19 protein-coding genes are annotated in these 18612 nt (G+C 73.0%); 7 read left to right on the plus strand and 12 right to left on the minus strand.

The annotated features are described in order from the left end of the window. Positions 1 to 137: 137 nt before the first annotated feature. A complete protein-coding gene (gene groES / locus A949_RS0104905) occupies positions 138 to 446 on the minus strand; it encodes a co-chaperone GroES (RefSeq protein ID WP_019354894.1) in 309 nt (102 codons plus the stop codon). A gap of 391 nt (positions 447 to 837) precedes the next feature. Between groES and A949_RS0104910 the strand changes: the two genes are divergently transcribed. Then, positions 838 to 2025, plus strand: a complete 1188-nt coding sequence (locus A949_RS0104910) for a class I SAM-dependent methyltransferase (protein WP_037705879.1) — start codon at positions 838 to 840, stop codon at positions 2023 to 2025. 12 nt (positions 2026 to 2037) lie between these two features. Here the strand turns inward: A949_RS0104910 and A949_RS0104915 are convergent, their stop codons facing one another. Together A949_RS0104915 and A949_RS32540 are read right to left on the minus strand one after the other, a co-directional pair. Continuing rightward, positions 2038 to 3516 (minus strand): hypothetical protein, encoded by a 1479-nt coding sequence (locus A949_RS0104915; protein ID WP_019354896.1) that lies wholly within the window; start codon positions 3514 to 3516, stop codon positions 2038 to 2040. After that, on the minus strand, positions 3506 to 5617 hold the full coding sequence (locus A949_RS32540) for a hypothetical protein (RefSeq protein WP_158687545.1): 2112 nt from the start codon (positions 5615 to 5617) through the stop codon (positions 3506 to 3508). The genes A949_RS0104915 and A949_RS32540 overlap by 11 nt, the downstream gene beginning before the upstream one ends. A gap of 256 nt (positions 5618 to 5873) precedes the next feature. On the opposite strand from A949_RS32540, the gene A949_RS37970 reads away from it, so the two are divergent. The 5 genes from A949_RS37970 (at position 5874) to A949_RS0104945 (ending at position 9725) form a co-directional block, all read left to right on the plus strand. Continuing rightward, entirely contained in the window at positions 5874 to 6257 is a 384-nt protein-coding gene (locus tag A949_RS37970) for a WXG100 family type VII secretion target (RefSeq protein ID WP_019354898.1), read from the plus strand. 132 nt (positions 6258 to 6389) lie between these two features. Then, on the plus strand, positions 6390 to 6701 hold the full coding sequence (locus tag A949_RS0104930) for a WXG100 family type VII secretion target (RefSeq protein WP_019354899.1): 312 nt from the start codon (positions 6390 to 6392) through the stop codon (positions 6699 to 6701). Beyond that, entirely contained in the window at positions 6701 to 8632 is a 1932-nt protein-coding gene (locus A949_RS0104935; RefSeq protein ID WP_019354900.1) for an RNase A-like domain-containing protein, read from the plus strand. The genes A949_RS0104930 and A949_RS0104935 overlap by 1 nt, the downstream gene beginning before the upstream one ends. Before the next feature lie 49 nt (positions 8633 to 8681). Then, entirely contained in the window at positions 8682 to 8987 is a 306-nt protein-coding gene (locus A949_RS0104940; RefSeq protein ID WP_026004351.1) for an RNase A-like domain-containing protein, read from the plus strand. A gap of 12 nt (positions 8988 to 8999) precedes the next feature. Beyond that, a complete protein-coding gene (locus A949_RS0104945) occupies positions 9000 to 9725 on the plus strand; it encodes a contact-dependent growth inhibition system immunity protein (RefSeq protein ID WP_019354902.1) in 726 nt (241 codons plus the stop codon). Here A949_RS0104945 and A949_RS37975 read toward each other — a convergent pair. The 6 genes from A949_RS37975 to A949_RS0104975 form a co-directional block, all read right to left on the minus strand. Further along, the gene (locus A949_RS37975) at positions 9710 to 10423 is read right to left on the minus strand and encodes a hypothetical protein (RefSeq protein WP_158687546.1); all 714 of its coding nucleotides are present in this window, start codon (positions 10421 to 10423) and stop codon (positions 9710 to 9712) included. The two genes, A949_RS0104945 and A949_RS37975, sit on opposite strands and share 16 nt — an antisense overlap. Before the next feature lie 281 nt (positions 10424 to 10704). Next, a complete protein-coding gene (locus A949_RS0104955) occupies positions 10705 to 10962 on the minus strand; it encodes a hypothetical protein (protein WP_019354904.1) in 258 nt (85 codons plus the stop codon). After that, positions 10962 to 12077, minus strand: coding sequence for a tRNA (adenosine(37)-N6)-threonylcarbamoyltransferase complex transferase subunit TsaD (gene tsaD, locus A949_RS0104960; protein ID WP_019354905.1), 1116 nt, complete (start codon positions 12075 to 12077; stop codon positions 10962 to 10964). The genes A949_RS0104955 and tsaD overlap by 1 nt, the downstream gene beginning before the upstream one ends. Beyond that, positions 12070 to 12636 carry a ribosomal protein S18-alanine N-acetyltransferase gene (gene rimI / locus A949_RS0104965; RefSeq protein ID WP_051019390.1) on the minus strand — a complete coding sequence of 189 codons (567 nt, stop codon included), beginning with the start codon at positions 12634 to 12636 and terminating at the stop codon, positions 12070 to 12072. Before rimI ends, tsaD begins: the two co-directional genes overlap by 8 nt. Positions 12637 to 12761: 125 nt before the next feature. Beyond that, entirely contained in the window at positions 12762 to 13436 is a 675-nt protein-coding gene (tsaB, locus tag A949_RS0104970) for a tRNA (adenosine(37)-N6)-threonylcarbamoyltransferase complex dimerization subunit type 1 TsaB (protein WP_026004352.1), read from the minus strand. 129 nt (positions 13437 to 13565) lie between these two features. Further along, entirely contained in the window at positions 13566 to 15107 is a 1542-nt protein-coding gene (locus A949_RS0104975) for an LmeA family phospholipid-binding protein (RefSeq protein ID WP_237735748.1), read from the minus strand. Positions 15108 to 15458: 351 nt separating this feature from the next. Here A949_RS0104975 and A949_RS0104980 point away from each other — a divergent pair, with 351 nt between their 5' ends. Continuing rightward, complete coding sequence (locus A949_RS0104980) at positions 15459 to 16034, plus strand: hypothetical protein (protein WP_019354909.1); 576 nt, start codon at positions 15459 to 15461, stop codon at positions 16032 to 16034. A 134-nt stretch (positions 16035 to 16168) separates the two neighbouring features. On the opposite strand, the gene A949_RS0104985 is transcribed toward A949_RS0104980, so the two are convergent. From A949_RS0104985 to A949_RS0104995, 3 genes are all read right to left on the minus strand, one after another. Next, a complete protein-coding gene (locus A949_RS0104985) occupies positions 16169 to 16381 on the minus strand; it encodes a hypothetical protein (RefSeq protein WP_019354910.1) in 213 nt (70 codons plus the stop codon). 159 nt (positions 16382 to 16540) lie between these two features. Next, entirely contained in the window at positions 16541 to 17203 is a 663-nt protein-coding gene (tsaE, locus tag A949_RS0104990) for a tRNA (adenosine(37)-N6)-threonylcarbamoyltransferase complex ATPase subunit type 1 TsaE (RefSeq protein ID WP_019354911.1), read from the minus strand. Continuing rightward, positions 17133 to 18530, minus strand: coding sequence for an alpha/beta fold hydrolase (locus A949_RS0104995; protein WP_019354912.1), 1398 nt, complete (start codon positions 18528 to 18530; stop codon positions 17133 to 17135). The genes tsaE and A949_RS0104995 overlap by 71 nt, the downstream gene beginning before the upstream one ends. Between the last annotated feature and the right edge of the window lie 82 nt (positions 18531 to 18612).

Raw genomic sequence — 18612 nt, forward strand, 5'->3', positions numbered from 1 at the left:
CGCCCGTGTCGGCCCGTACGAGCCGCGCCCTGGCCCCTGCTACCTCGCGCGAGGAGCGGGCACCAGGGCGCGTATCGACTGCACGCTGCGGCTTCGGGAAGCTGCCGCGTCCGTAGTCCGTACTGCTTCTCGCCGTATTACTTCTCGACGATCGCGAGAACGTCGCGGGCCGAGAGGACGAGGTAGTCCTCGCCGCTGTACTTCACCTCGGTGCCGCCGTACTTGCTGTAGAGCACGATGTCGCCGACGGACACGTCGAGCGGCAGGCGGTTGCCGTCCTCGAAGCGGCCCGGACCGACGGCCAGGACGGTGCCCTCCTGGGGCTTCTCCTTGGCGGTGTCCGGGATGACCAGGCCCGAGGCCGTGGTCTCTTCGGCGTCGAGCGGCTGGACCACGATGCGGTCCTCGAGCGGCTTGATGGCAACCTTGGAGCTGGCGGTCGTCACGATCCGACCTCCCCCTTCGGAGATCTCAATACGTCAAACTGAGGGCTTATGTCTGGAGTGGCGACCTGGTAGATCCGTCGTCGCGGGTGCCGGATCTGCCCGTCGCGTACTGCTGGCACTCACACGGGGAGAGTGCCAAGGTCGAGATTATGCCTGGCTTAGCACTCGGTCAAGCGGAGTGCTAGCCGCACCGGCTCGCGCCGTCGTGAGAGGGCGCCCCCTCACTCGCTCTTTGCGGGGATTCGCCGCGGGTCTGCGGCTGCCCGCCGGGCGCGGCGCCGTCCCGGTCCCGCACCCGGCTCCCCGCGCCCCTGCGGGGCGCCCAGGAGGTGCCCGGCCTTCCCCAGGGCCCGGCGCACGGTGCTCGGGAGCCGCACGGGAGAATGGGCAGGTGGATCGTGAGGTGTTCGCGGAGCTGCTCTCCGACGAGGGGCAGGCGCTGCTGCGGGAGGTACGAGGGGTCGAGCCCGCGCAGGAGCTCGCCGTCGCGACGCGGCTGCGGCAGCGGCACGAACCCGCGCTGGTGTCCGCGGCCCTGGCCCAGAGCCGGCTGCGCGCCCGCGCCGAGGCGAAGTTCGGCCCCGCCGACGCGCAGGCCCTCCACTTCACCCCGGACGGACTCGAACAGGCCACCCGCACCGAAGTGGCCGGGCATCGCGCGCGGCGGATGCGCCGCCTCGGGGTACGCAGCGCCGTCGACCTGTGCTGCGGCATCGGCGCCGACGCGCTGGCGCTGGCCCGGGAGGGCATCCGGGTGCTGGCCGTCGACCGCTCGCCGCTCACCTGCGCGGTGGCCCGCGCCAACGCCGCGGCGCTGGGGCTCGCGGAGCTGGTCGAGGTGCGGTGCGCCGACGTCACCGAGGTGGACACCGGCGGCTGGGACGCGCTCTTCGCCGACCCGGCCCGCCGCACCGGACGGGGCCGCGTCTTCGATCCGGAGGGCTACTCGCCGCCGCTGAGCTGGGCCGTGCGGACGGCCCGTACCGCGCCGCTGGCCGCGCTGAAGGTGGCGCCCGGCATCCCGCACGAGGCGGTGCCGGCGGAGGCCGAGGCGGAGTGGGTCTCCTGCGGCGGCGACGTCAAGGAGGCGGTGCTGTGGTTCGGCGACGGCCGCACGGGCACCGGCGGCGTGCGCGCGACGCTGCTGCCCGCCGGGGAGACCCTCGCCGGGGAGGGGCTGCCCGACCCGGAGGCGGGTCCGGTCGGCCGGTATCTCTACGAGCCGGACGGCGCGGTGGTCCGCGCCCACCTGGTCGCCGAGCTGGCCCAGCGGGTGGCGGGGCGGCTGATCGACCCGACGATCGCGTATGTGACCACCGACGCGGTGCACCCGACGCCGTTCGCGACCGGGTACGAGATCACCGACGCGCTGCCGTTCAACGTCAAGAAGCTGCGCGCCCTGCTGCGGGAGCGCGGCGTGGGTGTCGTCACCGTCAAGAAGCGCGGCTCGGCCGTCGAACCGGAGGAGCTGCGCCGGAAGCTGAAGCTGGACCCGAAGGCGGCGCCCGGCTCCTGCACCGTCTTCCTCACCCGGATCGCGGGCGCGCCCAGCATGCTGCTCGGGCATCCGCTGGCCTGACCCGCGCGGACCTCAGCGCCCGCGGCGGGCACGGGAGGCGCGGGTGCTGCGGCCGGCGCGGCTGCGGGTGAAGTCGCCGCGCAGGACGCGCGCGGTGAGCGTCTCCTCGGTCAGCGAGCCGTAGCCGGTGGCGGCCCACAGGCTGTGCTCGGGCGGGACCTCGAAGTACGGGACCCGGTGGCCGTCGTGCCTGTGGGTGAGGACTTCCGGCGCGCGGCGCGCGGAGACCGCCGCGGAGCACTCCCGGCACGCGGCGACGCGCAGGGCCTCGCGGCGGCCCAGCGGGCGCCAGCGGATCCGCTCGGCGGCGGCGCCGTGCAGCGGGTCGAAGAAGCACAGCGGCAGCGTCGGATCCGCTGCCCGGGCCTTGCGGCGGCGGCGCGGAGCCGGTTCGGAGCGCTCCAGCGCGTCCCGGCCCTCGTGCAGGAGCGCGAGGACACCCGCGAGGTCGGGAGTGTCGCGGGCCTCGTCCAGCACGGTGCACGCCGCGGCGTAGGCGTCCAGGGCGAGCTGGAGCAGGTCGGCGTCGGCGTGCTCGCCCGGCTCGTGGGCGAGCAGCTTCTCGTTGTACGCGAGGAGTTCACGCTGGGCGCGCTTGCGCAGGTCGCGCACGCCCGCCGCACGCGCGGTGGCGAAGACGGACCGCGGCGAGGTGAACGGCGCCCGCGCCGAGGTCCGCGCACGCCGCCGTACGGTGCGGAGGACCAGCGCAACGGCGGCGAGCACCGCCACCGCCGACCCGGCCAGCACCCCGAGCAGCAGCGGGGAGGGGCCGCCGTCCGCACCCTCGCCGTCCGCGCCGCCGTCCGTACCGCCGTCCGCGCCGCCGTCGTCCGTACCGCCGTCGCGCTCCGCCGGATCGTCGTCGTGCAGGTCAGCGGTGGCCTTCTCGTACTGCTTCCTGCCGTCGCCGGACCGCACGATCTCCAGCGCGCGGGAGAACTTGGCGTAGAGGCTCCGGTCCTTCATGTCGTCCTGGTGGCCGACCGCGGCGACGCCCCAGAACGCCTCGTACCGGCCGTCGCGGGGGAACTCGTAGCCGTCCAGGAAGCCCTCGTTGGTGCTGAGGGTCATGTAGACGGCCTTCTTCCGCGCGCCCTCCGCCATCCGGTAGCGCACCACGTCGACCATCTTCTCCGGGTCGCCGCCCCACGCGTCGCCGGAGATGAGCGGGACGACGACGACCCGGACGGGCAGACCCGATTTTTCGATCTTCGTGGCCAGCCGGCGCTGCTCCTCGGCCGGGAACGCCGACCGGTAGGCGGGGTCGACGTACACGGGTGAGGTGCGCAGCGCGTCGGCTATCCGCTGCCCCGCGGAACCGGCGTCGGAGGCCGCGGCCGGAGCGTCGTCGGCCCGGGCCGGCGCCCCGGCGGCGAGCGCCGGCGCCAGTGCGGCGAGGACGGACACCAGGGCGGCGGCGAGGAACCGGGCCGGGCCCGCCGCGGACGCGGACCGTGCACCGCGCGCGGCGGGTCGTTCAGTGGACACCCAGTTGCTCCCGGACTCGGCGGACGATCAGGTCGGCGGTCAGCTCCGCGCTGCCGCCGGTGCCCCGGGCGGCGAGCGGCCCGGGGAGGCGGTGATACGGCTCGTACGGTGCGGACCGTCCCGCGCCGGGTACGGGCAGGCAGAGCAGCCGCGCCGCCACGGTCTCGGCGGCCCGTGCGGGCCGCGAGCCGCCCGTCGGCAGCGCGGCACGGCACTCGGCGCAGAGCGGGCGGGGCCGTGCGGCGCCGGTCTCACCGGGGAGCTTCAGCCGCCCGGTCGCGGACGCGGGTCCGTGCAGCGGGTCGAGGATGCACAGCCGGAGCTTCCCGGTGCCGCGGGCCGCAGGTCCGGCGCCGCGCTCCAGCAGGGCGCGGCCGGCCCGGACCAGCGCGAGACCGGCGGCGAGGGTCGGCGCGTCGGCGTCGGCGTCCACCCGGTTGTCGCCCTCCTGGTCGAGGAGGAGGGTCGCGGCGTCGAGGCAGTCCCAGACCCGGGCCCGCACCGCGTCGGGCAGCCTGTCCGGGGCCGCCTCGAACGCGTCGTTCAGCTCGCCGAGTTCCTGCCGCGCCGTCCGGCGCAGCCGTCCGGCCGGAAGACGCGCCGGGAGCTGCGACGGGGTACCGCCCGCGCCGCTCCCGCGGACGGCCGGAGCGGGCCGGATCGCGGTACGTATCCGCCCGGCGGCGGCGAGACCGGCGGCCGTCACCCCGAAGGCCGCGGCCGCACCCACCACCCCCATCAGCAGCCCGGGCGCGAAGTCGCCCGCGTAGAGGGAGGGCAGCACGTCCTCGGTCACCGCGTCGTCCGCGGCCGACGGTTCCAGGTAGGGGCGCCCGGGCGGAGCCTGCGGGGCGCGGCCGACGGCCCGGAGCGCGCCGTCCAGCCGCCGGTAGAGCCCTGCGTCCTCGGAGTCCTGGGAGTCCTGCGTACCGTCCCCGCCGAAGCGGAGGTCCTCCGTGGCCTCCCGGAGCGCCGCGCTGTCCAGCCGGGCACCGTAGTTGACGAGTTCCAGCTCGCCGCGCTCGGAGGCGTCCGCGACCACGTAGAGGCCGTCGCCGTCCTTCCCCAGCCGGTCGTGCAGCCGGTCGTGCAGCCGCTTGGCGAGGCGCGCGCCGTCCCCGGCCGACTCGTCCGCGGTGACGAGGGGGACGACGGCGACCCGGACCGGAACGTCCAGACGCGCCACCCGCCCCCGCAGCCGCTCCAGCTGAGCCGGGCTCAGCAGTCCGGCCCCGAGCGGGTCGACGTAGACGGGGTCGGCGCGCAGCCCCTGGGCGACCCGCACCGTCCTGGCCCGCAGGTCCGCGGCGGTGGGCGGCCGGTCGGCGTCGGAGCGGGTGTCGTCGAAGACGAGCGGCGCACCGGCGCCGATCACCACGGCCGCCCCGGCGGCGGCGGGCACCAGCAGCCGGAGCCGCGGCCCCTTCCCGCCCCGCCGGCGCCGGATGTACCAGCCGGTGGCGACCAGGAACACCGGTACCCCGCTGAGGAGGAGGCCGGTGAGGAAGCTCTGGTTCTCGCGGTCGGTGCGCCCGGTGTGGAGCTTGTCCGGCTCCTCACCGGCCCGGCTCGCCTCCAGTCCGCGCGCGGCGCGCCGCGCCGCGTCACCGGACCGCAGCACGTCCACGAAGTGCCGGAACACCTCCAGGGTGCCCGCGTCGTAGGGCAGTTCGAAGAGGGTCGCGGTGGCCGCGTCCCGGGCCGGTACGTCCACCCCGAACGTCTCGATACGCGGGCTCCCGCCGTCCTCGCCGAGCAGGACATAGAGCCCGTCCTCGCCGAGCCGGTCGTGCACGGCCGCCAGCAGCCCCTTGCCGCGCGCGGCCCCCGAGCCGGGGAGCACCAGCACATACGTGGGCACGCCGGTGCGCTTCGCCGCCTCGGCGAAGGCGGACCGTGCGGAGAGCGGGTTGGTCCGCGGAAGCTGGTCGGAAAGGTGGACGGGATTCTCGCGCAACTGCTCGGCCAGGTAGGCGGCGGGCGTCGCCGTTCCGTCCGCGGCCGCCGCCGTCCCGGTCGTGCACACCAACCCACCTGCTTCCAGCAGGCTCAGCAGGGCGGCCAACAGCAGCGCACGTCCCCGCGCACTCCATCCCCGCATGTGGCTCCCCCGAAGTCAGCCGTCGCCGTTCCACCTGCGCCTGTCGCCCTGGACCGAATCTTCATCCTTCCAGGATCGGGGCCCGGACGGGACACCGGGTTCAGCATTCCTCCGGGTCCAGCGAAGGAGCGCCGGGAGTCTGAGTCGCACCGATTCGTCTACCGTGTCTCGGGGGACATCCTGCGACCGTGCGCTCAGGAGCGCCGACCAACCGGTCTCGGGACGTTGCATGTCGGTGCGCCGAACAGGGGGGAGCATGGAGCGACTCAGAGTCGATGGAGTCGACCTCGCACAGCTCATCTCGGACCTGGACGAGATGGAGCGCTATCTCGAGGCGAAGATCGCACGGATGGACGGCCTGCTGGACCTCGTGGGCCGGCGTTGGCGCGGCCCGACTGCCGCTGCCTACAAGGAATTGCAGGCAGGACTTACCGAGGACGCACGCACCGTGCGGGAGTCACTGATCCTCATCGAAGAAGCGGTCAAGGCGAGCAAGGACGGTTTCACCGCGCAAGAGCTCGACGTACTCACGGCCATGAGCAAGCTTCGGGTCACCACCGAGGGACAGGAGAAGCTGCTCGGCATGGCGGACGCCAACCCTGTGGCCGGACTCCCGAAGAGCAAATTGGCCGATCTGTAGGCCGAAGACGCGGGCCGCTGGCACAGGACCGGCTCGAACGCCAGGAGAGATGCCGGTCCGGCCCGCTGCCGCCGGGCAGCGGGAAGGGAAGGGGCATCGCACGACAGTGCGGTGAGACGGGAGGGGACACGAATGTCCGGCGCTCACAACGACGACGACCTCGCTGTCGACTTTGCGACACTGAAGCGACTTTCGAGCGAGATGGAGGACATCCTCGCCGACCTCACAGAGAAGCTCGAAACGCTGTGGACCCGATCCGAGAAGGTCGTGAGCCATTGGGAGGGCGAGGCGCGTGAAGTGTGCGTCGACGTCCTGGACCGCTGGGACCGCTCGATGCAGGACCTCGAAGGTGCTCAACGCTGGCTGCACGATGTCGTCACCAACGGGCACGTCAACTACGTGTCCGCGCACCGCGCCGTCCTGCGCGGCTGGGGTGACGGCTGATGGCGACCCCCACACCGGAGCCCACCCCGTCCCAGTCGCCCTCCGCACAGGACGTCGACGGCAAGGAAAAGGGCGACGCCGACGCGGATCGGCCCGAGCCCTCACCCTCTCCCGGGCATCCGCCGGATCCTGACTACGAGCCCGAGCCACGGCGCACGGGCCACGACGGCAGACCCAGCGACGAGCGACGAGCCTGGGAACGCAAGCAGCTGCGCCCTGCTCCACCGGATGACAGCGGCGGTTTCGACATCAAGCCGAGCCACGTCTACTACGTCTCGTCGCTTGTCAGGGACGAGCAGTTCGCGCTGCACAAGGCGCTCAACACGATGGTCGAGGACGCCCACTGCCGACAGGCTGCCGGAAAGGGCAGCGGCCCTGACGATTTCGCGGAGGCCTACGCGAAAGTCGCCGCGAAGTTCCTCGCCGTCTGGTCCCGGAGTATTCAGTCCGTAGGGGGTGTCTCCCTGGGGCTGACCGAGACGGCGAACAATTATTGTGCAGCAGAATGGTTCTCCCGCGGCATGTACGGTCCACCGCCGCGGCAGTCACCCCCCATCGGGGTCGGAAAGGCAAAATACGGGCCCCTGGCCGACATCCAGTGGACGGGCACCGGAGATGGCACGGACATTCCCCTGGTTGCCGGCCTCGGTGACATTCCGGACTGGCTCTCCGTGGTGATCGAGCCCGCCATCAAGGAGGGGTTGCGGCTCGGCAGGACACACGACATCACGCCGGGCGCCGATACGGGGGACCTGCGTAAGGTTGGCAGCGCGTGGCACTCTGCAGGCGTCGCGGCCAAAGGTGTGGCCGGCAAGCTCAACGGCCACATGGGCTATCTGACCAATGAACGCAACGACGATTGGCGAGCCGCCATGCACGGCTTCTGCCAGCAGATCTGGGGTACCACTCCCTGGGGCGCGCCTCGTACCCGGGATGGAGAGCGCGTCCCCAAAGGGCAGCAGCAGCCCGATGACCGCGAGTGGCGTACCAATCCGAAGGTCAAACCGACTGACCGGAGGCCGATCATTGAAATCCTGGAGAAGACGGCAGACGCCGTGAAGAAGGAACTCGACCACGTCGCACGCATTGCCGACACCACCCGGGACACCACCTCACGGCTGGGCGCCGAAGCGGCGAAGGCCACGGTGAAGGACCTCACAATGGGCCTCGACCTGGGAGAACTCACCCGGCTTGCCGGAACGCTGGTCTTCGCCGAGATCGTTTCGACGTTCCGGTCGCACATGGACAAGGAAGCCGTCAACCGTGCGGTCGACGCGTATCAGGAGGCCTTTCACTCCGGTGCCGCCGAACTGCGCAAGCTCCTTCCTGAACTGGAAGAAGCCCAGCACAGTGCACCCACCTACGCATCCGAGGTGGCCAGGGCTCAGGCATTCGGGGCCCGTTCGCTCGACGAGTTCAGAAACCGACATCGCTGGACGAAGAAAAACGATACCGACAAAGGAAAATACACGGTCGACCTGGCCGGCAGTGAGTGGCTGAATAATTCGCACACCGCCAACAAGCATGTGGGACTCACAGACGATCAGTTGGCTCAGCGGCTTCGCGACGACCTGAAGAAGCCTCCACGCCCCGGAACCGAATGGCCGCATGGACAGCCGCAGATCGGCAACGCCTCCACGTTCAAGGACATGGAGTCGGCACAGAAGATGACCCAGTACACGATCGACAAGAACTCAAAAGAGATCAAAGACTGGCTCAAATCGCCGTCCGGTCCGCTGGTCATCGAAACGGACAAGACACCGTACGGAGTTTCCGGCCGGAGCATCGACCGACACGAGTTGAAAAACAACCCCTATCCCGTCGACAGAGCTGAGGATGTACACGGCGTGCAGGCCAAACTCGTCTACGACGCCTCTCTCGACCCACCGTTCACGGTGCTCACGTCCATGCCGAAAGACGTGTCCGGATGAGCCTTCAGAAACCTCGGTTCCCTCAGCCACCTCACACTAAGGTGCTCACGTGACCTCCCCCACCAGAGCTGCCACCTATCCCGACCGTGCGACCGCGCAATGGTGCACGCAGCAAGTCGTCACCCGGAACGAGCAGCGAATCCACCGGTGGTTGGCGCAGGGCACGCGGCAACGGCTGACCATCGAGGCGGCGTGGCCCTCGCGACAGGAACCGGTAGGACGTGTGCTGCTGCAGGCGATGATGCTGGCGGGGCGCGGGGCGATCGAGGTGCGAGCCGCTCGCGTCGTGCTGAGAAGAGACCCCTCCCAGGAAAACGGCTTCTCGGTACACGCCTCGTTCCCGGTCTACCTCTAGGAGCTTTCCCGGATGTCCATGAAGCCCCTCGTCCACGACCGCAAGTACGGCGAACTGGATCAGGTCCTGACCGCGTACCTGGGCCGGACGGCGGACGACACCGCCGACGAGCGCAGTGAAGCGCTCACCGCCTACCTCCGCCACACCTGGCAGAACCGGCCGTGGGCGCTGGGCACGGCGGAGCAACAACTGCGTGAGTACGCGCAGAACCCGCCGGGACGGCTGCGGCACAAGCTGGGCGAGTTCTACCCGGTACCGGATGTGGGAATCCCTGAGAGCAACGTCCAGGAGTGGCTGCAGCAACTCGCGCAGCACATCCGGGCGAGCGTCGAGAGCGGCGACGCTCCGCCGCCCGGACCGCCGCAGACTCATTGGGAGTGGCATGCGCGCTTCCCCGAACTGGGACAGCTTCTGGGCGGATGGTTCTCACAGGAAATGCCGGACGAATTCGGCGAGCACGATGAGGCACTCGCCGACTACCTCGGCACCACCGATCCCGGACTCGTCGCCCGGCTGTGCGGTGAGCTACGGGAGCTGCTGGCATCGGATCTGGAGGAGATCGAGTACTCCACGGCCGTCACCGAACTCGGCATGGAGGTAGATCCTCCGGCTCCGTACACGCCAGCGGCGTGGCTCGTCCGCGTCGCGGAGCGGGTTTCCCAGCCGTCGACCCGGTACGGGACCCAGACTCCAGCCGAGCGGGTGCAGCAGGCCCAAGAGACTCAGCCCATGGAGTGAACAGCCTCCTCCAGCCGCACCACATCCCAGACCAGCCGCGCCTGCTGTTCCGCCAAGGCGGCAGCCATGCCGTTCTGCTGCTCGGTCAGCTCGCAGCTGAAGGAGTGGTAGGGCAGCAGCTCCCGCACCGTGCGCAGAAGAACGCGTGCGACATCAGCCGCCTCGGAGGGACTCCCGAAACCACACGGGCCGCCCTCAAGCTCCAGCTCGTCGTTGTGGAAGGGCTCATCGAGCCGCAGGACACCGGCGACGCCGCCGTCCTGGCGCAAGACGGCCAGCAGCGGCTGCTGTTCTTCCTCGTTCCATTCCTCGGCGAAGAACACCGTCTCGCGGAGTTCCTCGGCACTCATGCGGTGCCCGTCGTCGGCGTCGGACACCGCGTCCTGCCAGGCAGTCAGCACTGCGCCGGGCGCCTCACGTACATCGGCGTAATACTCGGCCGTCAAAGTCCCACAGGTGCGTGTCCGACGAGTCGGCAACGCGAAGGCGCTCGGACGCGGTCGCAGCGCCGGCAAGGAGAACTGCTTCACCCACCCCACCTGATCGAAACCATGTGCTCGCAAGAACCGCTGGCCTCCCCCACCATTCGGAACGGATACGCGCAGCCGCTCGAATCCCCCGGCTGCGGCCAGCTCTCGCAGCACGGTCAGCGCCTCGCCGCCGTAACCGCAACGACGCGACTCGGGCACGATCTCCACGAGGCCCTCGCATCTCAGTGAATCCGCATCCTCGGCGTACACGCCCACCAGCCCCACAACGGTGCCCCTCGCACGGTCACGCAGCACCCGGGAGCGGCGCGTCCAGCCGGGAGCGAGTGTCCGATCCGGCCGCAGGACGGCGCGTGCACTTCGAACAGGCCAGGAATCGCCGGGCCCCAGAGCGTCGAGTACCTCATCTGCGTCCCGAGGTTCCCAGCACTCGGCGACCATGGCTCCGATGCCTCCGTTCATATCCACCCCCTGCCTCCGGTCACGCTGGCTCACACGCGCTCGAACCGCCACCGGTGCACCGGGCGGGCGGACAGCTCCGGTGGGGGGTCGGGCAGCTCGGGGACGTCCGCGTCGTATCCGCCCGCCCAGCAGGTGACGACCAGGACCCGGTCGCCCGGGGCCGTGAAGTGTTCGCGGCGTTCGCAGCGGAGGTCCGCGGGCAGTTCCCGGTTGCGGGCCCAGGAGAGCAGTTCGGGCCCGCGGCCGGGGGCGGCCTTGGCCTCCCACATGAGGGCGACGGTCGGCATCAGGCGTAGAGGTTCTTCCTGCTCAGCTCGTGCACGTGGTCGTGGTCGTGGTCGTGGTCCGGGGCCGCCGACGGATCCGGGACATGCGGTTCCGTCACCGGGAGCGAGGAGTCCGCGGGCAGGTCCCAGGCGGAGGCGGCACGGTTGCGTGCCACCATCTCGGCGCCGAGCGCCGCCACCATGGCGCCGTTGTCGGTGCACAGCTTGGGCCGGGGGACCCGCAGGGTGATGCCCGCGTCGGCGCACCGCTCCTGGGCCATGGCCCGCAGCCGGGAGTTGGCCGCGACCCCGCCGCCGATCATCAGATGGTCGACGCCCTCGTCCCGGCAGGCGCGCAGGGCCTTGCGGGTCAGCACATCGGTGACGGCCTCCTGGAAGGAGGCGGCGACATGCGCGACGGGCACCTCCTCGCCCGCGTTCCGCTTCGCCTCGATCCAACGGGCGACGGCCGTCTTGAGGCCGGAGAAGGAGAAGTCGTAGGGCGCGTCGCGCGGTCCGGTCAGCCCGCGCGGGAAGGCGATGGCCGCCGGGTCGCCCTCCTTCGCGTACTTGTCGATCACCGGGCCGCCGGGGAAGCCGAGGTTGAGCACCCGGGCGACCTTGTCGAACGCCTCGCCCGCCGCGTCGTCGATGGTGGAGCCCAGCGGCCGGACGTCGGCGGTGATGTCGGGCGCCAGCAGCAGCGACGAGTGGCCGCCGGAGACCAGCAGCGCCATCGTGGGCTCGGGCAGCGCACCGTGTTCGAGCTGGTCGACGCAGATGTGCGAGGCCAGGTGGTTGACGCCGTAGAGCGGCTTGCCCAGCGCGTACGCGTACGCCTTCGCCGCCGAGACGCCGACCAGCAGCGCCCCGGCGAGCCCCGGGCCCGCCGTCACCGCGACGCCGTCCAGGTCGGTGGCGGCGACCCCGGCCTGCTCCAGCGCGCGGTCGATCGTCGGCACCATCGCCTCCAGATGCGCCCGGCTGGCGATCTCGGGGACGACGCCGCCGAACCGGGCGTGGGTGTCCACGCTGGAGGCGACGGCGTCGGCCAGCAGCGTGTGGCCGCGCACGATTCCGACGCCGGTCTCGTCGCAGGAGGTCTCGATGCCGAGAACGAGCGGTTCGTCAGCCATGGCTCTTCGTTCCTTGGTGCGGGTGCGGGTGCGGGTGCGGAAGGGTGTTCGCGGGGGCGTCCCCCGAGGTGTCGGCGGCAGCCGCGTACCCGGCGGGGTCGGCCAGCCGCATCACGAGCGCGTCGGTGCCGGTGGGCTGGTAGTAGCCGCGCCGGATGCCGATGGGGACGAAACCGAAGCGCTCGTACAGGCGCTGCGCGGGCGCGTTGTCCACCCGCACCTCCAGCAGCACCTCGGCGCACTCGAAGTCCGTGGCGGCCCGCAGCAGCGCCCGCAGCAGCCGCGCGCCGAGGCCGGTGCCCCGATGGCCGGGCAGCACGCCGATGGTCTGGATGTCCCCCGTGCCGCCGACAGCCGCCAGACCGCCGTAGCCGACGAGGCGGCCCGCCGGTTCCGCCGCCGCGGCCGGGGCCGCCTCCTCGGCGACCAGGTACCGCCGGGTGGCGTCCGCTCCCCGTGCGTGCGCCAGCTCGGACCAGAACATCCCGGCCGACCAGGCGTCCTCGGGAAAGAGCCGCTGCTCCAGCGCGAGCACGGGCTCGATGTCCCACCAGCGCATCTCGCGCAGTCCGACGCGGCTCTCCCCGCCCTCCGCGCCGCCCGCGCGCGCGGGGCCGGAACCGCGGCCGACGGCGGCGCCGGCCACGTCGTCCGGAGCGTGGCCGGCGGCTCGGTCGGCGGCGCTCACCGCGGGGTGACCACCTTGTAGTTGGCGGGCACCTGCGCGTCGGGGCGCCGCAGATACAGCGGACGCGGCGGCAGCAGCTCCTCGCCCCGGGCCAGCCGCTCGGCCGCGAGCCGGGCGAGGGCCGCGGCCGACTGGTCGGCGGGCAGGTCGTGGCGCACGCCCCGGAAGACCGACTCGTACAGCACCGCGCCCGCGCCGACCGCGGGCAGTGCGCCGATCCCCTCCTCGCCGGCCTCGATCTCCGCGGGCCGGTCCACGGCCGGGTCGGTGCTGCGGGTGCGCGCGTCGGCGTACCGGGCCCAGTAGACCTCCTTGCGGCGCGCGTCGGTGGCGACGACGAACGGCTCGGCCAGGCCCGAGGCGTACGCGATGCCGTCGAGCGTGCACACGCCGTGCACCCGCTGGCCCAGCGCCGCCGCGAACGCCTCCGCGGTCGCCAGACCGACCCGCAGTCCGGTGTAGGGGCCCGGTCCGACGCCGACCACCACGTCGGTGACCTCCGCCAGCTTCCGGCCCGCCTCCGCCAGCACCGCGTCCACGCAGGGCAGCAGCAGTTCGCCGTGGCGGCGGGCGTCGACCTGGTGGGCGGCGGCGAGCGTGCGGTCGCCGTCCGCGTCGTGGAGTGCGACGGTGACGGCGGGTGTGGCGGTATCCAGCGCGAGCATCAACACCCGACCAGCCTACGGCGCCCGCACGGCCCGCTCTCACCCGCGCGGGCCCGCCGCCCCCTGCCGGGCGGCCGGGACGTGCCGTACACCACAGAGCTCCACCCGGTGCGTCGGTGATGCGGCAGCGGTAGGTCAGCGGTGCGGCACCGGGTGCATCGCCGCGTTCCCGCGCCCGTCGGCGCCATTGCCGCGCCCGTCGGTGCCCCCGTGCGCCCCGGCCTCCCGCCGGTGGCCGGGGGCTTCCCGCCGCGCGTTCTTCCGGTCGCTGCTGCCGTCGGTGTCTGCCGTGGCGTTTCCCCCGTTCGTGGCTCCCTCGCCGAACGGGACATCGGTGCCGGTCAGCTCGGCGCGGATGCCCTCCTCGGCCACCGAGATGCCGCGCAGCCGCACGTCACCGGGGAGGTCGGGCAGCCTGACGCGGAGGGCGAGCTTGTCCGCGAGCTTCGGCTCCTCGAGCTTCTCCAGGGCCGCCACCAGGGCCGGATCGATCCCCGCCTTCTCCAGCAGCTTCGGATGCCGCACGGCGACATCGAGCAGATTGAGACGCATCACCTTGTCCACGAAGTCCGGTGTGCCCGTCACCCGGCTCAGCTCCCGGTCGCTGTGCCGGGCCTGCCGGGCCTGCTCCGGCGTCATGCCGAACCGCCGCGCGATGGACCGCACCCCGAACAGGGCGCGAGCCTTGTCGCGGTCCTGCCGGATGCGCTCGGCCAGCGGACGGGCGAGCCGCAGCCCGGCCTCCTCGCCGGTGCCCGGGGTGAAGCTGAACAGCTCGGGCACGACCAGCCGCATGTCGTCCACCGTGGTGCCCACGCCGTGATCACCGGTACGGGCGAGGTGGGCGCGCGCCCGCACCTTGACCTCGGTGTCCGCGACGGGCAGCGCGCCCGCCGCCAGCACGGTGTGCGTACCGCCCGGGGTGAACGTCACCTGCGAGGTGCCCAGTTCCCGGTCGAGGTCGTCGAAGTCGAGCAGCACGTCGCCCTTCATCCGGCCCAGCACCGCACCGCGGACGGAGGAGGGCGCGTCGCCGATGATCCGCACGTCCTTGACCCGGCCGCTGACCTGGGCCACCGAGACCCGGCCCGCGGGCACATCGGGAATCGCCACCTCCACATCGTCCAGCCGGTTCCGCGCCACCTGGGTGAGGAAGGGGAAGCCGTCGATGTGCACTTCGGGGCGGGCGTGCAGCTTCAGCGCGCTCTGGACCTGGTCGGCGGCCTTGCCCTCGGCGTAGAGCGCGGCCCACCGGTCGGCGACGCCGAGGAACGCCAGCAGTGCGCAGCAGACGACGCCGAGCTTGACGGTGCGGGACAGCCGGGAGCGGCGACGCCTGCGGACGGCCCGCAGATACGGCATCCGGTCCTCGTAGGCGGGCTCGTCGTGGTCGGAGCGCAGACCGAGGCCCCGCAATCCGCCCTCGTACGGCTCCTCGGCACCGGAGGCAGCCCCGGACCCGGCCACGCCATACCCCGTGTACCCCGGGTATCCGCCGTACCCGCCGTACCCGCCGTCCGCGCTCCCCGCGCCGTCCCCGAGCGCCTCGTACGGGTTGGGGGCGGGGGTGCCGGACGGAGCCGTGTCCGGCGGGGCCGGCGACGCCAGTTCGTCGTAGGGGTTGGCCGGGGCGTGGGGGTGCTCCGGCCCGGCGCCCCGCCCCTGGGGGCCGTCCACGCGCCGGCCGGCCGGGGACCGCTCCCGGTGCACCCGGAACTGGCCCTGCTGGTCCTGGGGTTCGGGAACTTTCGGTATGGGGGTTGTGGAGTTTGTCGATGAACCGTGGGGGGTCATCGGCTTATGCGAACACAAGCGCGGACGTTACTCCAAGCTCCTCCCCCCACCGCCCGGTCCTCCCCGCCACCGTCGCCCCGGCGTTCCTCCTCCCCCACCGCCCACCGGCCCTGTGCTCCGCCCCGAACCGGGCGCGGCACGCCTGCTGCTACCGTCGACCCGAGGTCGGCTCCCGGACGGGACGGACGGCAGTCCGCCGCAGGAGCCCGCGGGCAGGAGAGGTGGCAGCGCACGGTGGCACGCAGCAGCGGCAGCAGCGCCGGGGTGATCGTGGCCGGGCTGACGGCGGCGGCACTCGCCGTGGTCGGCTTCTTCGCATACCAGGCGTCGGCCGCCCAGGACCGCTCCGAGAAACCGTCAGCGGCGAAGTCGGCCAAGCCCTCCCCCGGCGCCTCGGACGGGAAGAACCGCACCCCCGCCGAGCCGGACACCGCGCTGCCCGGCGACTCCGGCCGGGGCCATCGCGTCGTCTACGCGCTGAAGCGGCAGCGGGTGTGGCTGGTCGGCAAGAACGGCAAGGCCGGCAGGACCTTCGAGGTCTTCCCCAGCACCGTCGACCCCGAGCCGGGCGCCTACAAGGTCACCTCGCGCGCCTCCCATGTGACCGGCTCGGACGGCGTCCCGGTCGAGAACGTGGTGCGGTTCGCCGACGTGGACGGTGTCACGGTCGGCTTCAGCGCGGCGCTCGACGGCTCGACGCCGGAGCCGGACGCCTCCCGCAGGACGGGCGGCATCCGCGAGAAGCGCACCGACGGTGAGGCGCTGTGGTTGCACGCGCCCATCGGGACCCGCGTCGTGGTGGTGCGCTAGCCGGCCCCGTTCGCCGTTCGCCCCGTCGCGGTGTCCTGGAGTGCCGGGACACGGGCCGCCGCGGGACCATTCGCACCCGCGGAGTGCGGCCCCCGGTCACGTACGGACACGGCGGCCGCTTGCGGACACAGCCCTCAGCGGTCCGCGGACGGCGCCCGCTCGGCCGGGCCGGTCTCCTCGTCGGGAGTGCCGGCGTCCGAGGGCGGGCTGGAGACGGCGGCCGCGGCGGCGCAGGACGCGAGCAGTTCGCTCATGGGCGGCGTGCCGTGCGGGTGTCCACCGGCGGACGCCGACTCGTCCCGCGCAGGCGCGTGCGGCGCCCGCTGCTGAGACTGCTGTGCGGTCATGGCTCCTCCAGGGGCGTCGGCACGGTGGCCGCGAGGCCTACACTTAGGCATACCTAACCGTGCTCTCACCTCCCATGGGACCACGGTCCGCGCCGACCGCGCAACATCTTGCCGACACCGTGTCGGCACGCCGGGGCGCCCGGACCGGGCGCCGGGCGGCTACCCGAGAGCTCCGAGGTCCTCGGCGGCCCAGCGCGGTCCGACCCCCACGAGGGTGACCGTCCGCACGTCCTCGGCCGCCTCCGGCCCGGTGTCGCCGACGCCTTCGCCGGAGGGCGCGGCACCCTCGCCGGGCGGGGCGTCCTGGCCCGTCGCACGGGTGAGGACGACGTGCAGCCGCTGCTCGGTGAGCTCCTCGACCTTGCCCTCGCCCCACTCCACGACGACCACCGAATCCGGCAGCGAGACGTCCAGATCCAGGTCCTCCATCTCCTCCAGTCCGCCGCCCAGCCGGTAGGCGTCCACATGCACCAGCGGCGGGCCGTCCGCCAGCGGCGGGTGCACCCGGGCGATGACGAAGGTGGGCGAGGTCACGGCGCCGCGCACCCCCAGGCCCTCGCCCAGGCCGCGCGTCAAGGTGGTCTTCCCGGCGCCGAGTTCACCCGTCAGGAGGACGAGGTCACCGGCGCGCAGCAGTCCGGCCAGCCGCAGGCCGAGCGCCCGCATGGCGTCGGCCGTGGGCACGGTGAAGGTGGTCTCGTTGCGCGGGGCGCCCGCCGCCCCGCCGGTGCTGCCGGTGCTGCCGGTGCCGTCAGCGCCGGTGCGGTCGCCGGGAGGAGCCTGCGGAGGCGGAGCGGGATGCTGGTCGTGCGGTGCTTCCATGGGTCCGGATGGTACGCGCCAGCAACTCGGCCAGCTGCTCGTTCACCGGCTCCGGACGCTCCAGCATGGCCAGGTGCCCGGTCGCCTCCAGGAGCACGTACGCGGCGCCCGGCAGTGCCACCACGATCCGCTCGCTGTGCTCGCTCGGCGTCATCAGGTCGCGGTCCCCGGCCAGCACCAGCGCCGGGCGGTCGGCGAACGCGGCCAGCGCGGCGGTCTTCTCGTGCTCGGCGAAGGCGGGATAGAACTCCGCGACGACATCCACCGGCACGGATTCGATCAGCCGCTCCGCGAACCGCGCCACCCCCGGGTCCACCTCGCGGGGGCTGCCGAACGAGTACCGCTTGACCACCCCGGCGAACAGGTCGGCGGTGACCCGGCGGCCGCGCTCGACCAGTTCGGACTGGGCCGCCAGCGCGCGGAGCACCCCCGGCACCACCCGGCGCACGGTGCGCACCCCGGCGGCCGGCAGCCCGTAGGTCACCTCGCCGAGCCCGCCCGCGCTGGTGCCCAGCAGCGCCACGCCCGCGACGCGCTCTTCGACGTACTCCGGGTACTGCTCGGCCAGGGCCATCAGCGTCATCCCGCCCATCGAATGCCCCACCAGCACCACCGGCCCCTCGGGTGCGGCGGCGTCGAGGACGGCCTTCAGATCGCGTCCCAGCAGATCGATGGAGACCGGCTCGCCGGCCGCGGCCCGCGCCGAGCGGCCGTGGCTGCGCTGGTCCCAGTAGACGCATCGGACGGCGCCGCGCAGCGCGGCCCGCTGGAAGTGCCACACGTCCTGGCTGAGGCAGTAGCCGTGCGAGAACACCACGGTCAGCGGCGCGCTGCCGGTGCCGCCCCGGCCCCGCACCAGCTCCACCAGCCGCGACCAGTACCCGGCCACCGGCCCGGCAGCGCCCTCGGCCGCGTCCCGGCCGGGCCGCGCTGCCGACTCCGCCCCGGGCAGCGGGACCGGGCTGACCGCGGGGCCGCCCAGCCCGTCGCCGGACCCGGGGGCGGGCGCCGCGGGGCCCGTGCGCGGGAGCGGGAAGTCGGCGGGCTCGTCGACCTCGTAGTACAGCTCCGTGCCGTCCGCGGCCCGGACCCGGCCGGGGGTCCCCCGCAGCGTGCCGTACGGCCCCGCGGCATCGAGCGCCAGCCGCGCCTTGCGGCGTACGGAACGGTGCACGGTGAGGCGTTCGAGCGCGACCCCGGCCGCGACGGCGCCGAGGGCGGCGCCCGCGACTCCCGCCCGGCGGGGCCAGCCCGCGCCCCCGGAGGCGCCGGACGCGCTGCCGTCGACCGCCCCGACCGCGTCCCGTGTGCTGCTGCCGTCGCTCATGCCGCCCCCGTCCGTCCCGTACGCGCGGTTCCGTCCCGTCCGTCACCGGTGTCCGCGGCCGACCGCCGTGCCGCTGCCCGGC

The sequence above is a fragment of the Streptomyces sp. AA1529 genome (assembly GCF_000280905.1).
Classification (GTDB): Bacteria; Actinomycetota; Actinomycetes; order Streptomycetales; family Streptomycetaceae; genus Streptomyces.

What these genes read in the sequence shown, in the direction of transcription:
- rimI (WP_051019390.1), bottom strand. Translation starts at nt 12,636, where the DNA reads ATGCGCTGGTGGGACATCGAGCCCGTGCTCGCGCTGGAGCAGCGGCTC.
- A949_RS32540 (WP_158687545.1), bottom strand. Translation starts at nt 5,617, where the DNA reads ATGCGGGGATGGAGTGCGCGGGGACGTGCGCTGCTGTTGGCCGCCCTG.
- A949_RS0104955 (WP_019354904.1), bottom strand. Translation starts at nt 10,962, where the DNA reads ATGCCGACCGTCGCCCTCATGTGGGAGGCCAAGGCCGCCCCCGGCCGC.
- A949_RS0104935 (WP_019354900.1), top strand. Translation starts at nt 6,701, where the DNA reads ATGGCGACCCCCACACCGGAGCCCACCCCGTCCCAGTCGCCCTCCGCA.
- tsaD (WP_019354905.1), bottom strand. Translation starts at nt 12,077, where the DNA reads ATGGCTGACGAACCGCTCGTTCTCGGCATCGAGACCTCCTGCGACGAG.
- A949_RS0104930 (WP_019354899.1), top strand. Translation starts at nt 6,390, where the DNA reads ATGTCCGGCGCTCACAACGACGACGACCTCGCTGTCGACTTTGCGACA.
- A949_RS0104995 (WP_019354912.1), bottom strand. Translation starts at nt 18,530, where the DNA reads ATGAGCGACGGCAGCAGCACACGGGACGCGGTCGGGGCGGTCGACGGC.
- tsaE (WP_019354911.1), bottom strand. Translation starts at nt 17,203, where the DNA reads ATGGAAGCACCGCACGACCAGCATCCCGCTCCGCCTCCGCAGGCTCCT.
- A949_RS37970 (WP_019354898.1), top strand. Translation starts at nt 5,874, where the DNA reads ATGGAGCGACTCAGAGTCGATGGAGTCGACCTCGCACAGCTCATCTCG.
- A949_RS0104985 (WP_019354910.1), bottom strand. Translation starts at nt 16,381, where the DNA reads ATGACCGCACAGCAGTCTCAGCAGCGGGCGCCGCACGCGCCTGCGCGG.
- A949_RS0104945 (WP_019354902.1), top strand. Translation starts at nt 9,000, where the DNA reads ATGTCCATGAAGCCCCTCGTCCACGACCGCAAGTACGGCGAACTGGAT.